The 12,894-nt window shown below is 67.6% G+C and carries 15 protein-coding genes; 6 read left to right on the top strand and 9 right to left on the bottom strand.

Features of this window, described 5'->3' with window-relative positions; translation table 11 throughout:
* The first annotated feature begins 99 nt into the window (after positions 1 to 99).
* Positions 100 to 1,452: a nodulation protein NfeD gene (locus FQU96_RS21300; RefSeq protein WP_146543330.1), complete on the top strand. Its 1,353-nt coding sequence runs from the start codon at positions 100 to 102 to the stop codon at positions 1,450 to 1,452.
* Positions 1,453 to 1,467: 15 nt separating this feature from the next.
* Positions 1,468 to 2,241 (top strand): slipin family protein, encoded by a 774-nt coding sequence (locus FQU96_RS21295; protein WP_178130621.1) that lies wholly within the window; start codon positions 1,468 to 1,470, stop codon positions 2,239 to 2,241.
* A gap of 130 nt (positions 2,242 to 2,371) precedes the next feature.
* Here FQU96_RS21295 and thiL read toward each other — a convergent pair whose 3' ends face one another.
* The 7 genes from thiL to FQU96_RS21260 all read right to left on the bottom strand — a co-directional run bounded on the left by thiL (position 2,372) and on the right by FQU96_RS21260 (position 9,009).
* Positions 2,372 to 3,322 carry a thiamine-phosphate kinase gene (gene thiL, locus FQU96_RS21290; RefSeq protein ID WP_146543329.1) on the bottom strand — a complete coding sequence of 317 codons (951 nt, stop codon included), beginning with the start codon at positions 3,320 to 3,322 and terminating at the stop codon, positions 2,372 to 2,374.
* Between the two features lie 96 nt (positions 3,323 to 3,418).
* Positions 3,419 to 3,931: a transcription antitermination factor NusB gene (gene nusB / locus FQU96_RS21285; protein WP_178130620.1), complete on the bottom strand. Its 513-nt coding sequence runs from the start codon at positions 3,929 to 3,931 to the stop codon at positions 3,419 to 3,421.
* A complete protein-coding gene (gene ribH, locus FQU96_RS21280) occupies positions 3,928 to 4,410 on the bottom strand; it encodes a 6,7-dimethyl-8-ribityllumazine synthase (protein ID WP_146543327.1) in 483 nt (160 codons plus the stop codon). Before ribH ends, nusB begins: the two co-directional genes overlap by 4 nt.
* 3 nt (positions 4,411 to 4,413) lie before the next feature.
* A complete protein-coding gene (gene ribB, locus FQU96_RS21275; protein WP_146543396.1) occupies positions 4,414 to 5,523 on the bottom strand; it encodes a 3,4-dihydroxy-2-butanone-4-phosphate synthase in 1,110 nt (369 codons plus the stop codon).
* Between the two features lie 45 nt (positions 5,524 to 5,568).
* Positions 5,569 to 6,180, bottom strand: coding sequence for a riboflavin synthase (locus FQU96_RS21270; protein ID WP_146543326.1), 612 nt, complete (start codon positions 6,178 to 6,180; stop codon positions 5,569 to 5,571).
* A gap of 10 nt (positions 6,181 to 6,190) precedes the next feature.
* Positions 6,191 to 7,315 (bottom strand): bifunctional diaminohydroxyphosphoribosylaminopyrimidine deaminase/5-amino-6-(5-phosphoribosylamino)uracil reductase RibD, encoded by a 1,125-nt coding sequence (gene ribD / locus FQU96_RS21265; protein ID WP_218574789.1) that lies wholly within the window; start codon positions 7,313 to 7,315, stop codon positions 6,191 to 6,193.
* Between the two features lie 557 nt (positions 7,316 to 7,872).
* The gene (locus FQU96_RS21260; RefSeq protein WP_146543325.1) at positions 7,873 to 9,009 is read right to left on the bottom strand and encodes a hypothetical protein; all 1,137 of its coding nucleotides are present in this window, start codon (positions 9,007 to 9,009) and stop codon (positions 7,873 to 7,875) included.
* Positions 9,010 to 9,219: 210 nt separating this feature from the next.
* Here FQU96_RS21260 and FQU96_RS21255 point away from each other — a divergent pair, with 210 nt between their 5' ends.
* Both FQU96_RS21255 and FQU96_RS21250 read left to right on the top strand, forming a co-directional pair.
* Positions 9,220 to 9,975 (top strand): HipA family kinase, encoded by a 756-nt coding sequence (locus FQU96_RS21255; RefSeq protein WP_146543324.1) that lies wholly within the window; start codon positions 9,220 to 9,222, stop codon positions 9,973 to 9,975.
* On the top strand, positions 9,953 to 10,351 hold the full coding sequence (locus FQU96_RS21250; RefSeq protein WP_146543323.1) for a DUF3037 domain-containing protein: 399 nt from the start codon (positions 9,953 to 9,955) through the stop codon (positions 10,349 to 10,351). Before FQU96_RS21255 ends, FQU96_RS21250 begins: the two co-directional genes overlap by 23 nt.
* Before the next feature lie 16 nt (positions 10,352 to 10,367).
* Here the strand turns inward: FQU96_RS21250 and FQU96_RS21245 are convergent, their stop codons facing one another.
* Both FQU96_RS21245 and FQU96_RS21240 read right to left on the bottom strand, forming a co-directional pair.
* Positions 10,368 to 10,757, bottom strand: coding sequence for a hypothetical protein (locus FQU96_RS21245; RefSeq protein WP_146543322.1), 390 nt, complete (start codon positions 10,755 to 10,757; stop codon positions 10,368 to 10,370).
* A 71-nt stretch (positions 10,758 to 10,828) separates the two neighbouring features.
* Positions 10,829 to 11,320: a DinB family protein gene (locus FQU96_RS21240; protein WP_146543321.1), complete on the bottom strand. Its 492-nt coding sequence runs from the start codon at positions 11,318 to 11,320 to the stop codon at positions 10,829 to 10,831.
* A 317-nt stretch (positions 11,321 to 11,637) separates the two neighbouring features.
* Between FQU96_RS21240 and FQU96_RS21235 the strand changes: the two genes are divergently transcribed.
* The gene (locus tag FQU96_RS21235) at positions 11,638 to 12,228 is read left to right on the top strand and encodes an AraC family transcriptional regulator (RefSeq protein ID WP_218574788.1); all 591 of its coding nucleotides are present in this window, start codon (positions 11,638 to 11,640) and stop codon (positions 12,226 to 12,228) included.
* Between the two features lie 170 nt (positions 12,229 to 12,398).
* On the top strand, positions 12,399 to 12,833 hold the full coding sequence (locus FQU96_RS21230; RefSeq protein ID WP_146543319.1) for a MarR family winged helix-turn-helix transcriptional regulator: 435 nt from the start codon (positions 12,399 to 12,401) through the stop codon (positions 12,831 to 12,833).
* Positions 12,834 to 12,894: the final 61 nt, after the last annotated feature.

Here is a 12,894-nt window from a genome sequence, read left to right as displayed (position 1 = left end):
ACGCAGCACCCCGCCGACAGTTCCGGTAAGTCCGCCCACCGCCTTTTCGACCGCGTCTAGACTCCCTACATTCACATCAGTGTCTTGGAGGGCCTGCACATGCGGCGGTGGCTTTGGCTGCTGGCGGTTGGCCTCGGACTTCTGGCCGCGACGTCGAGCGCGGCAGCGCCGGATCGCGTGGGTGTCGTGCTCAGCGTGGAAGGCGCGATCGGGCCGGCGACGTCGGACTATGTAGCGCGTGGCCTCGCCACCGCGTCCAAGCGCGGTGCGCGCGTCGTGATCCTGCGGCTGGACACGCCCGGTGGCCTCGACACCTCCATGCGCGAGATCATCCGCGCCATCCTCGCCTCGCCCGTGCCGGTGCTGATGTATGTCGGTCCCAGCGGCGCACGCGCCGCCAGCGCCGGGGCGTTCATGATGTATGCCAGCCATGTCGCGGCGATGGCCCCCGGCACCAATCTCGGCGCCGCGACGCCGGTCTCCCTCGGCGGCGGCCTGCCGATGCCGGGCCAGGACGACGAGCGGCGCGACAGGAAGAGCGGCGACAAGAGCAAGTCGGCACGCGATCCGATGGAGACCAAGATCGTCAATGACGCCGTCGCCTACATCCGCTCGTTGGCCGACATGCGCGAACGCAACGCCGACTGGGCCGAGAAGGCCGTGCGCGACGGCGCCAGCATGGCGGCGCGAGAAGCGCTCGACAGCAAGGTGATCGACATCGTCGCCCGCGACATCGACGATCTGCTGGCGCAGGCGCAGGGCCGCACGGTGACCGTGGGCAACGGCAAGGTCACGCTCGACACGCGCAACCTCACCCTGGAGCGGCTCGATGCCGACTGGCGCACCCGCTTCCTCGGCGCCATCACCAATCCCAACGTAGCGTTGATCCTGATGATGATCGGGATCTATGGCCTGATCTTCGAGTTCATGCACCCCGGTGCGCTCTATCCCGGCACCATCGGCGCGATTTCCCTGCTGGTCGGCCTCTACGCACTGGCCGCGCTGCCAGTGAACTTCGCCGGGCTGGCCCTGATGGTCCTTGGCATCGGCCTGATGGTGGCGGAGGCGTTCACCCCGACCCTGGGCGCGCTCGGCATTGCCGGCGTGATCTCGTTTGCGCTGGGTGCCGCGATGCTCATCGATACCGACCTGCCCGAGTTCGAGGTCGCGTGGTCCGTCATCGGCGGCGTGGCCGCTTGCGGCCTCGCGTTTGCCGTGCTGGTCGGCCGTGTCGCGGTCGGCGCCTACAAGCGCCAGGTGATCACCGGCCGCGAGCAGATGATCGGCGGCCGTGGCGAGGTGCTGGAATGGCGCGACACGGCGGGCCGCGTGCTGGTCCACGGCGAACGCTGGAAGGCAGTATCCGCCACCGCGCTGCGGCCGGGCCAGCCCGTGCGCGTGACGGCGCTCGACGGCCTCACCCTCAACGTCGAGCCCACCGACCCCCACTGACCGGAGACTGCGCCCATGCCCGTGTGGTCCGACCTTGCCTTCTATGTGCCGATCCTCGTCATCGTCGTCGCCTTCCTGGCCACGGCGATCAAGATCCTGCGCGAGTACGAGCGCGGCGTCGTCTTCACCCTGGGTCGCTTCACCGGCGTCAAGGGGCCGGGTCTGATCGTCCTGGTGCCGCTGGTACAACAGTTCGTGCGCACCGACCTGCGCACGGTGGTGCTCGACGTGCCGAGCCAGGACGTGATCTCGCGCGACAACGTGTCGGTGAAGGTCAACGCCGTCATCTACTTCCGCATCGTCGATCCGGCCAAGGCGATCATCCAGGTCGCCGACTTCCTGCAGGCCACCGGCCAGCTGGCGCAGACCACCTTGCGTTCGGTGCTGGGCAAGCACGACCTCGACGAGATGCTGGCCGAGCGCGACAAGCTCAACGACGACATCCAGGACATCCTCGACGCCCAGACCGATGCCTGGGGCATCAAGGTGGCCAATGTCGAGATCAAGCACGTCGACATCAATGAAAGCATGGTGCGCATGATCGCGCGCCAGGCCGAGGCCGAGCGCGAACGGCGCGCCAAGGTGATCCACGCCGAGGGCGAGCAGCAGGCGGCCGAGAAGCTGCTCGAGGCGGCACGAATCTTGAGCGCCCAGCCCGAGGCCATGCAGCTGCGCTATCTCGGCACGCTCAGCAGCATCTCCAGTCAGCACAGTTCGACCATCGTCTTCCCCTTCCCCATCGACATCGGCCGCTTCCTCAGCGGCCTGACGAAGAAGCCGGCGGAATGAACTCCTCCCCACGCAGTGGGGAGGTGCCCCGAAGGGGCGGAGGGGAGCCGACGTGGTCTTAGTAATAGAGACCACCTGGGGTCCCCCTCCGGCCTTCGGCCACCTCCCCCAGCGAAGCTGGGGGAGGGAATCAGCGGTGGGTGTAGCTGGCGCGTGACAGCGGCAGCGGCTGGCCCTGGCGCTCGACGGCGACGCCGCTGCCGGACTCGATGACCCCGATCTCGGTCACCGCCACGTCGGTGGCTGGCAGTGATCGTCCTGGCGGCATCGTGAACAGCAGCTCGTAGTCGTCGCCGCCGGTGAGCACCGTTTCCAGCAGTTCGGGGCGGCGGGCGAGCACGGCTGCGGCCGCTTCCGACAGCGGCACCTTGTCGGCGTCGATCACGGCGCGCACGGCGGAGCGCTGACAGATGTGGCCGAGGTCGCCGACCAGGCCGTCTGAGACATCCATCCCGGCGCTCGCCACGTCGCGCAGGTGCTGGCCCAGCGCCAGGCGCGGTTGCGGCAGCAGGTAGCGGTCGTCGAGGAAGGCGCGATGCGCGGCGCTCGCCTGCGGCAGACGCCCGGTGTTGGCCAGCAGGCCCAGCGCGCCATCGCCGATGGTGCCGCTGACGAACACGCGATCACCGGGGCGGGCGCCGCCGCGGCCCGGCGTGGTGGCGGCAGGCGCCGTGCCGAAGGCGGTGACGGCGATGGTGAGCGCGCCGGGTGTCGATGTCGTATCACCGCCGCACAGCGCGATGCCGTAGGTCTTCTGGTCGGCCGCCAGACCGGCGCAGAACGCTTCCAGCCAGGCATCGTCGATGTCGTCGGGCAGCACCAGCGCCAGCTGATAGGCCAGCGGCCGGGCGCCGGCGGCGGCGAGGTCGGACAGGTTCACGCGCAGCGCCTTGCGCGCCACCAGGCCGGGATCGTGTGGCGGCAGGAAATGCACGCCGCACACCACGGCGTCGGTCTTCACCACCAGCTCTTCGCCCGGCGGCACAGCCAGGCGCGCGGTATCGTCACCAAGGTCGAACGCACCGGGGAAATCCGCCGCCAAGGGCCGCAGCAGCTTGGCGATGAACTCGAACTCGCCCATCCTGGGAGCGCGGGCGTCCCGCCCGCTCTTGTCGGACGAAAGCGACGCTTTCGCCCGATGCGGGCGGGACGCCCGCGCTCCCGGGGAAGGCATGATTCAGCCGTCCTTCGGTGTCTGCGCGTCCCGGGCGGTGAACTCGTCGGGGCGCAATTGGCGGCCGACGCGGTCGAGCAGCGAAGTGACGAAGCCGGGCTCGTTGCCCTCGTAGAACTGGCCGGCGACGCGGGCGTACTCCGACAGCACCACATGCGCCGGCACATCGCGCCGCGCCTTCATCTCGTGCACCCCGGTCATCAGCACGGCACGCATCAGCCGGTCCAGGCGCGCCATGGTCCAGCCGCTCGCGAGCGCGCCTTCGATCAGCGCCGCGAGCGCCGGCTGGTCGGCTTCGACGCCGCTCACCAGTGACTTGAAGAACGTCCGGTCGGCTTCCGCCGGCATGCCGGCATCGCCACCCTCGGCGACGCGGAACTTCAGGAACTGGTCGACGACGTCGCTGGCCTTGTCGTCGCTCTGCAACAGCTGGAACACCGCCTGCACCGCCGACAACCGCGCCAGGCTGCGCGTGTTGACGCCCGACGATTCCGATTTGCGCACGGCTGCGTTCACGATGTCACCCGGTAGGTCTGGCGCAGCGCCATCATGCTGAGCGCGGCGTAGGCAGCGTCGGCGCCCTTGTCACCCTCGCCACGCCGGGCGCGCGCCCAGGCCTGCGCGTCATTCTCGACCGTCAGGATGCCGTAGCCGATGGCCAGGCGGCGCCGCACGGTGAGGTCCATCAGGCCGCGCGCGCTCTCGCCGCAGACATAGTCGTAGTGCGAGGTCTCGCCACGGATGACGCAGCCCAGCGCGATATAGCCCTGGTAGCGGCCACTGTCGGCCGCCATGGCGATGGCACCGGGAATCTCGAAGGCACCGGGCACGCCGAGCCGTTCGCCGACGACGTCATGGCGCGCCAGTTCGGCCAGCGCGCCAGTCGCCAGTTCATCGGCGAGCGCCTCATAAAAGCGCGCCTCGACGATCAGCACGCGGGCGCCCGCCGGCAGCGGCGTGACGAGGGGTCGGGCGCCGCGTTGAGCTTCAGCCATGGATCAGGACTCCGGGTCGATCAGCGGCAGCGGGCGCTGCTCGACCGTGCGCAGGGCAAAGCCGCCGACACCTACCAGGTTCTTCTTGGTGTTGGTCAGCAGGATCATCTTCTTGATGCCGAGGTCGATCAGGATCTGGGCACCGACGCCGTAGTCGCGCAGCTCGCCCACCGGGGTTTCGATCGGCTGCCCGGCATGGCGCTTGCTGAGCGCCATCTGCACGTTGAGCGGCTCGCGGATCAGCACCACGACGCCCCTTCCCTCCCGGGCGATCAGGCGCATGGCGCTTTCGATCTCGCCACCGCGGCCGGGCAGCTTCTCGCCCAGCGAATCGGAGAACAGGTTCATGGCGTGCACGCGCACCAGGACCGGCTCGTCGGTGGCGACGTCGCCTTTCACCAGCGCCACGTGCTGCGCCTTGGTGGCCTTGTTCATGTAGACGATGGAGCGGAACGCGCCGCCGTAGCGGCTGTCGATCGTGGTCTCGCTGAGCCGGCGCACGATGGAGTCGTACTTGCGGCGATAGGCGATCAGGTCGGCGATGGTGCCGATCTTGAGCCCGTGCAGCTGGGCGAAGCGGATCAGATCGTCGCGGCGCGCCATGGTGCCGTCGTCGTTCATGATCTCGCAGATCACGCCGGCGGGCTGCAGGCCCGCAAGTCGTGCCAGGTCGACGGCGGCCTCGGTGTGGCCGGTACGCTCCAGCACGCCGCCCTCACGCGCCATCAACGGGAACACGTGGCCGGGCGATACGATGTCCTGCGGCCCGCAGCTGGGATCGATGGCGACGGCAACGGTGCGGGCGCGGTCGGCCGCCGAGATGCCGGTGGTCACGCCCTCGCGCGCCTCGATCGACACGGTGAAGGCGGTGCTGTGGCGACTGGCGTTGTCGCGCGCCATCAGCGGCAGACCGAGCTGCTCGCAGCGCTCCTTGGGCATGGCGAGGCAGATCAGGCCGCGCCCGTACCGGGCCATGAAGTTGATCGCCTCGGCGGTGGCCATCTGCGCCGGGATGACCAAGTCGCCCTCGTTCTCGCGGTCCTCGTCGTCGACCAGGACGAACATGCGGCCGCGGCGGGCTTCCTCGATCAGGGCCTCGGCCGGCGCCTTCATCTCCTGGAAGGTGATGCGCCAGGGTTCCTTCTCGACGACACTCATCTACCGTGTCCTTTCCAACAGTCGCGCAACGTACCGCGCGAGCATGTCAGCCTCAAGATTGACCGGATCGCCGGGCTTGGCGCCCGCGAACGTCGTCTCGGTCTGGGTATGGGGGATGATGTTGACGCCGAAGCGGTTGGCGTCGACCTCGTTGACGGTGAGCGACACGCCGTCGATCGCCACCGACCCCTTCGACGCCATGAAGCCCGCCAGCGCATCGGGCGTCTCGAACACGAAGCGGATGCTGCCGCCTTCCGGTGTCATCGAGACGATGCGGCCGACACCATCGACATGGCCATAGACCAGGTGCCCGCCCAGTTCGTCGCCCAGCTTCAGGGAGCGCTCCAGGTTGATGCGCCGGCCGACCTGCCACGAGCCCAGTGTGGTCTTCGACAAGGTCTCGCCCGAGGCGTCGGCCGTGAACCAGCCGCGGCCGTCTGCCTTGCCCTTGCTGGTCACCGTGAGGCAACAGCCGGAGCAGCAAATCGAGGCACCGATCGGCACGGCATCCATGTCGAACCGTGTCGCGATGGTGAAACGCGTGTCGCCGGCAGCTTGCGCCGGCCTGATGTCGGTAACCTCGCCGACGTCGGTGATGATGCCTGTAAACATGGCGGCGAACCTAAGCGCCTCGTGTCCAGGTTTCCAGCACGTCGTCGCCGGTTTCGCCCAGCGACGATCGCGCAAAACGCCGCGCCGATGCCAGGCGCTGCAGCCCGAAGCCGCCAATGGCGGCGATGCCGTCGCCGCCGATCACCACCCCGGCGCGGAAGATCGCCAGGCGGTCGACCAGGTCGGCCGCCAGCAAGGCCGCCGCCAGGGTGCCGCCGCCTTCCACCAGCAGGCGGGTCATCCCCTGCCCGCCCAGCGCCTGCAGCAGCGCGGCGGGCTGGACATGACCATCGGCGCCGCGCGGCAGGCGGCGCACGATCACGCCGCACGCTTCCAGTGCCGTGACGTTATCGGCCGGGGCATCCTCGGCGCACATCAGCCACAGCGGCACCGCCGGGGCTGACCGCACCAGCGCCGAGTCGACCGGCAGGCGGGCGCCGCTGTCGGCGACGATGCGCACCGGCGAGCGGCTGTCGAGGCCGGGCAGCCGGCAGGTAAGCTCGGGATCGTCCGCCAGCGCCGTGCCGATACCGACCAGGATGCCGTCATGCTCGGCCCGCAACAGGTGGCCGCGCGCCCGCGCCGGCGCTCCGGTGATCCATTTGCTGTCACCCACCGCCGTGGCGATGCGCCCGTCCAGCGACGTCGCCAGCTTCAGGGTGACCAGGGGTCGGCCCTGCTGCACCCGGCAGAAGAAACCGGCGCTGATCTCGTCGGCCTCGGCGCGGCCGACGCCCTCCACCACCACGATGCCGGCGGCGCGCAGGATGGCCACGCCACGCCCGGCCACACGCGGATCGGGATCACCGGTAGCCACCACGCAGCGCGCGATGCCGGCGCCGACCAGGGCCTCGGCACAGGGTGGCGTGCGGCCGTGATGGGCACACGGCTCCAGTGAAACGTAGGCCGTCGCGCCGCGCACATCGGTACCCGCCGCCTGCGCCGCCGCCAGAGCCACGGCCTCGCCATGCGGCCGCCCGCCGCGCCCGGTTCGGCCGCGCGCCAGAACAGCGCCATCCTTGACCAGCACGCACCCCACCGTCGGGTTGGGCCACGTCTCACCCCACCCGCGCCGCGCGAGCGCCAGCGCACTGGACATCCACTCGGTGTCCGATCTGCCGGTGGGGCTACTCATGCTGCCTGCGCTCCGTCACTTCGTGCGGACGACTTCTGTCTCCGACCCGGGTTTCATCAATTAAGTATCGCCGGCACGGCCAGAAAAGGACTTTTTCATTATAATATAAATAGTTATCGATCTTTTCTCTGTTGGCCAATTCTTGGCCAGTTACGGCCAATTAATCACTTTCACAGCTATTTCAGTAATTTACAGACCGTCTCATAGCCGCCCGAGACAGGCCAAAATACGGCCAGATACGGCCAGAAAGTCCGATGTCAGAAGAAGCTCAACAGCCACGCCGGCACCTCCCTCCACAGCTTTGCTCAGGGCGCAGCGTGAACCTCTATAGCACTTTCTTGTTCCGAGAACAAGAACAAAAAAGCAACTTTCCTGAGAAAATGAGCCGAGCTATCGCACGCGACCCGTTCGGCGCGATCACCACAAGCATGACGCGCCGCTGTGCGGCGCGTCCCCAGCGTGTGTTTCCCGGGCTTGGGCCATGCCTTCAAGCCGCAGGGCACTCTACCCTCGGGTCCCATGATGCCGCCCGCCCTGATGTCGCCCCTGCTCCCGCCTCAGGGAACGGCGAAAATCCGGGCCTCGTACTGTCTCTGCCCATACGACCGCTGATCACCGACCGACGTCACGACGACGAAGCGGCGGCCGTCCGGGGACCAGCCGATGCGACCGCGGCCAAAATCCATGCTCCCGCGCATCAGGAAATGGGCCAGGACGGCGGTCGACCACCGCCGGTCGCTTGACCGCGCCGACGCCCCGGCACCGCCCTTCTCCCTGGGCGCCGACACCGATGTATCCAAGATCGTGATCAACGTCTGGGAGCCGTCGGAATAGGCGAGCGCCACCCTGTCGTTGGTCGGTGAGAAGGTCGCGATCTGGACGCTCGGCGCGCGATCGGGCCACCACTGGGGCGGCGGCGGTACCACCAGGAATGACTCCACGCCACAGAGCCAGTCCCGGCGGAATCCGCTGGCAGAGCCGCGGCCGGAAGGACGATCGGCATTCTGGAGTCCAAACAGCACGGCAAGGCGGAAATCCCGGCTGACGATCCTGCCGCTCTCGCTCTGGTGCAGTTCCATCGCCTGCCCGATCGAACTCGAGCATGCCGTATCCTGGATTGCCGCGGCCGCCGGGTCCGGCGCCGGGGCAGTTCCGGAGAGCGGATGCAGCCGTCGCGACAGGTCGCTGCCGAAAACGAGCGCATCACCACTGGGCACGAAGGTCACATCGAAAGCCGGCAGGCGTCGCTTTTGCTCGTCCGCGGACAGGCTGGGTATGTCCTTCGCCACCGGGGCGACAACCGCCCCATCTGGAATCGACAGAATCCTTGGCGGCAGCGCGGGGGCCCAAACCGCCACGCGGTCTCCTCGCGGAGACAGCGCCACGGATTCCTCCCGATGAGGCGCCAGGGACACGCGCCAGTCTTCGCGGCCATCGTCCGTTCGCAACGCCACCAGTGCCGGTGGATCCGCGGTGGTCAGCATCAATCGCGCGCCATCCGCGGACAATGCCATCGTTCCTGTTCTACTGAGATCGAGATCCCGGATCGGGAAGCCGGCCATGCAGCCGGACGCCGGTGCCCCGGGCGGATCGGCGCAAATCGGCACCGTGATCGGCGCCGCCCAACGCCACCCGACGAGGCCGACCGCCACCGCCCCCGTCAGCGTCAAGAGCGCCCAGACATTCCAGCCCAACGGGAACCACTGGTACCAACCGGACGCCCTCTCCCTGTCTGCCAAGGCCTTCCCCTTCGACACTGAAATCACTCAATGTCTACGATGTCACGGGCAGCCCCGTGAAACCGGGTACCCGCATTCAAGACGCCTGAAGCCTTGCCGCGGTTCCCGTTGACGACGTCCAGCATTTTCGCCCTCTGGCGGGGCCGGATATGGCATCGTGCGCCGATGTTGAGGACAGTCACCGCAACCCGCTACGTCATGCCGCTGCGCGAGGGCGGCTCGTTGCCGGCCATCGTCGAGGCCGACGACGATGGCCTGTATGTCTTGAAGTTCCGCGGTGCCGGCCAGGGCGCCAAGGTGCTGCTCGCGGAGCTGGTCGCCGGCGAACTGGCACGCGCTGGGGGGCTGGCGGTGCCGGAGATCGTGTTCGTCGACCTCGACGCCGACCTGGCGCGCACCGAGCCCGACCCGGAGATCCAGGCCCTGATCCGCGGCAGCGCCGGACTGAACGTTGCGCTCGACTACTTGCCGGGCGCCGTCATGTTCGATCCGGTCGTGCAGACACCCGACGCGCTATTGGCATCACAGGTCGTGTGGTTCGACGCCTATGTCAGCAATGTCGACCGCACGGCGCGCAACGCCAACCTGCTGGTCTGGCACCAGCAGCTGCAGCTGATCGACCATGGCGCCGCGTTCTACTTCCACCACGCCTGGGATGGCCGCACCGACCGCAGCCAGGACCCGTTCCCGCGCATCAAGGATCACGTCCTGCTGCCCGCCGCCGCGGCGCTGCGCGAGGTCGACGCGGCATTGGCGGCACGCATCACACCCGACACCATCGCGGGCATCACAGCGCTGATCCCGCAGGATTGGCTCGGCGCCCACAGCCGCGATGCCTACACCGACCATCTCGTCCGCCGGCTGACGAGCCCGCGCGCTTTCGTCGAGGAGGCCCTCCGTGCCCGCGCCCTGCTCGTATGACTACGCCACGATCCGCGTGGTGCCGCGGGTCGAGCGCGAGGAGTTCATCAATGCCGGCGTGATCCTGTCCTGCCCGGCCGAACAGTTTCTCGAGGCCCGCATTGCGCTCGACGAGCAGCGCCTGCGCGCGATCGATCCGGCCGTCGCCATCGACGTCGTACACAGCCACCTCGCCAGCATCCCGATCATCTGTGCCGGTGGCCCATCGGCCGGCCCGATCGGCCAGCTCAGCCAGCGCGAACGCTTTCACTGGCTGGTGGCGCCGCGCAGCACCATCATCCAGATGTCCCCCGTGCACACCGGCCGCTGCGCCAACCCGCACGACACGCTGGAGCGTCTGCTCGATGTGATGGTGCGGCCGCCGCATCGGCCGTGAGGCGCGACGGCCGACGTCAATCCGGATCGGTCGGCGTATCCGGCGGCAACCCGAGCCAGGCGAGGGCATCCGCCACGTTGTCGAACACGGCACAGGGCCGCCGGCCGCGGAGACGTTTGATGAAGTAGGCACCGATTTCCCGCCCGGCGTCCGAGGACGGAACGAGCGCGATCTGGCCGCCCGACACCGCGGTGTTCGCGCGGGCCGCGGCCGTTTCCGCCCAGGCCGCAAAATCCCCGGCGGGAACATTGCTCAGCCCCCGGGAAACGATGATCGAGCGATAGCCGACGGTGCCTTCCGCCTGTATCGCAGCGATCATCTCGGCGTAGTCTGCGGTCGTCGGTGCGCCCGTTGCCAAGACGCGAACGAGGCGGGCGTTGTGATCTACGCTCCATTTGATGGGCACGGTCGAATCTCAAACGACAAGTTGGTTCGAGACTTAGGGATTTTTCTGGGCGAGTGTCAAGATTCTCGCGATCAATGCGCAACCGTCAGGAACCTGGACAGGCTGTCTGGTGGCGCCTCGATCCCGTGGACCTCCAGAAGGCGCCCGACTTCACCACGGTGATAGGCGCCGTGTGTCGCGACATGCATGAGCATTTGCGCGCGCGTCATGACGCCGGCGGTGCCGTCCACAAACGTGAACGCGACGCTGTCATTGACGTGGTCCAGCGACAGGCTCGCGATGTAGTCGCGATACCATTGGTCAAGGTCGCGTGTGGCCGCGCGCAAAGCGGCGGCTGACGGCGTCTCGGGCGTGTTGAGTGCCGTGTAGCCGTGCCGGATGCCCTGCATGTTGGCCTGAAATATCCTATCCACGACATAGGCGTGGTTCAGGATGCGCAGGACGGTATGCGATGTTTTCGCATCGTCCGCCAAAGCGCCAGCCTCGAGCAATGCCAGCAACTGGCTGCTGGCCCACGCCTTGTAGGCAAAGAGGGATTGGAACATTCCATGGTGCATCGACATCGTGCCTCCTGCGTGGCCTGCGGCCCGCGCATTTCCTGCCCGATGACGTCGTGACTTTCTAAGCGTATCCTGACAAAGATTACGCTTAATCAGACAAGGCGATCGATATGCCCAGGCGCGTCGACCGCAACGGTGTTCGGAATACCACCCGAGCGGTCGTGGCCACGGCCGGGACGTTTATCCGCGGCCGGCGGCATCCCAAGCGACGCTGCGAACGGGCACAGCTGCTCTATGCCGTCACCGGCCTGCTTGAGGTCACGACGGCGCGCAGCATGTTCCTTATCCCGCCGCTGCACGCCCTATGGTTGCCGGCGCGTATGGATCATGGGCTGCGCTGCCGCATGGCATCCTCCGTGAGAACCCTCCTGATTCGAGCGGACGTCGTTCCCACAGATGCCCCTGGTCTTCCTCGCGTGGTGCATATCAATCCCCTGTTGCGGGAACTGATCCTCCGGCTGGCCATGCCGCCGACCAACAAAGCCGAGGCCAGTCACGCAGGCCGCCTCGCCGACATCGCGCTGGCTGAAATCTCATGGGAGCCGGATGATCACCTGCAGATCGTCCTACCCAAGGACGCGCGTCTCAGGCGCGTTCACGACGCCCTGACGCGTGATCCCGGCGACAATCGGACACTGGATCGCTGGGCAACGACAGCCGGTGCTTCCTCACGGACGCTGGCACGCCTCTTTCACAAGGAATATGGCACGTCGTTCGTCAACTGGCGGCAGCAGCTTCGCATCATTGCCGCGCTGCCCCGGCTGGCAGCGGGAGAGCCTGTGATCACCGTCGCTCTCGACCTCGGCTACGAAACACCCAGCGCCTTCACCGCCATGTTCCGCCGCATCACCGGCATCCTGCCCAGCCAGTACTTCATCCAGCATGGATCTGGCGGCGCGCCAGGGCCCTGATCATTTTCCAGCCGCCGTTGGGCCTTGCCGCCATCTGCGCCGGGGAGAATTCGCGCTGACAGGACGATCGCTCGCACCGTTGCGATGTGCGCCGCGGCCTCGTCGCAGTCAGCATCCGACGATCGGGGCCGTTGCTGGCATCGTCGGACCGAACATGCTTTGGTTCCGGCATGACCGAACCCACGCAGGCTCAAGTCGAGCAGCTCACGCGTGCCTTCGAGCGGTTCACGCGCCGCTTCAAGGTAGCGGAAGCGGCTGCCGCCGCCGACAACGCGCTCAATGCCCTGGACGCTGAAACCCTCGTGTTCATCGGCGACAATCCCGGTTGCGGCATGGGCGACGTCGCCCGATACCTCAATGTCGCCATGACGACGATGTCCTCCGCCGTCGACCGGATGGTGCGCAAGCGCTTGATCGAGCGCCGCCGGACCGAGGACGACCGCCGGTCGCTGGCGCTGACCGTGACGGATCGTGGGCGGCAGGCCATCGACGATCACGTCGCCGCCTATCGCGAGTTGTGCCGCATCATGCTTCGTTCGCTCGATCCGCAGGAACAGGGCGAGCTGATCCGGCTGACGGAAAAGATCGCCGGCACAGCGGCTTGAATATTACGAACTTCGTACTATCTTGATGATCAGCCTGTTTCGACGCCAACCCGTGAACGGA

The sequence above is a fragment of the Reyranella sp. CPCC 100927 genome (assembly GCF_007859315.1).
GTDB lineage: Bacteria > Pseudomonadota > Alphaproteobacteria > Reyranellales > Reyranellaceae > Vineibacter.
This window is presented reverse-complemented; position numbering and strand designations above follow the sequence as displayed.

Coding starts and splice junctions, on each gene's coding strand:
- ribD (WP_218574789.1), bottom strand. CDS start 7,315: ATGAGTAGCCCCACCGGCAGATCGGACACCGAGTGGATGTCCAGTGCG.
- FQU96_RS21300 (WP_146543330.1), top strand. CDS start 100: ATGCGGCGGTGGCTTTGGCTGCTGGCGGTTGGCCTCGGACTTCTGGCC.
- FQU96_RS21240 (WP_146543321.1), bottom strand. CDS start 11,320: ATGTCGATGCACCATGGAATGTTCCAATCCCTCTTTGCCTACAAGGCG.
- thiL (WP_146543329.1), bottom strand. CDS start 3,322: ATGGGCGAGTTCGAGTTCATCGCCAAGCTGCTGCGGCCCTTGGCGGCG.
- FQU96_RS21255 (WP_146543324.1), top strand. CDS start 9,220: ATGTTGAGGACAGTCACCGCAACCCGCTACGTCATGCCGCTGCGCGAG.
- ribH (WP_146543327.1), bottom strand. CDS start 4,410: ATGGCTGAAGCTCAACGCGGCGCCCGACCCCTCGTCACGCCGCTGCCG.
- FQU96_RS21235 (WP_218574788.1), top strand. CDS start 11,638: ATGGATCATGGGCTGCGCTGCCGCATGGCATCCTCCGTGAGAACCCTC.
- FQU96_RS21230 (WP_146543319.1), top strand. CDS start 12,399: ATGACCGAACCCACGCAGGCTCAAGTCGAGCAGCTCACGCGTGCCTTC.
- ribB (WP_146543396.1), bottom strand. CDS start 5,523: ATGAAGGCGCCGGCCGAGGCCCTGATCGAGGAAGCCCGCCGCGGCCGC.
- FQU96_RS21270 (WP_146543326.1), bottom strand. CDS start 6,180: ATGTTTACAGGCATCATCACCGACGTCGGCGAGGTTACCGACATCAGG.
- FQU96_RS21295 (WP_178130621.1), top strand. CDS start 1,468: ATGCCCGTGTGGTCCGACCTTGCCTTCTATGTGCCGATCCTCGTCATC.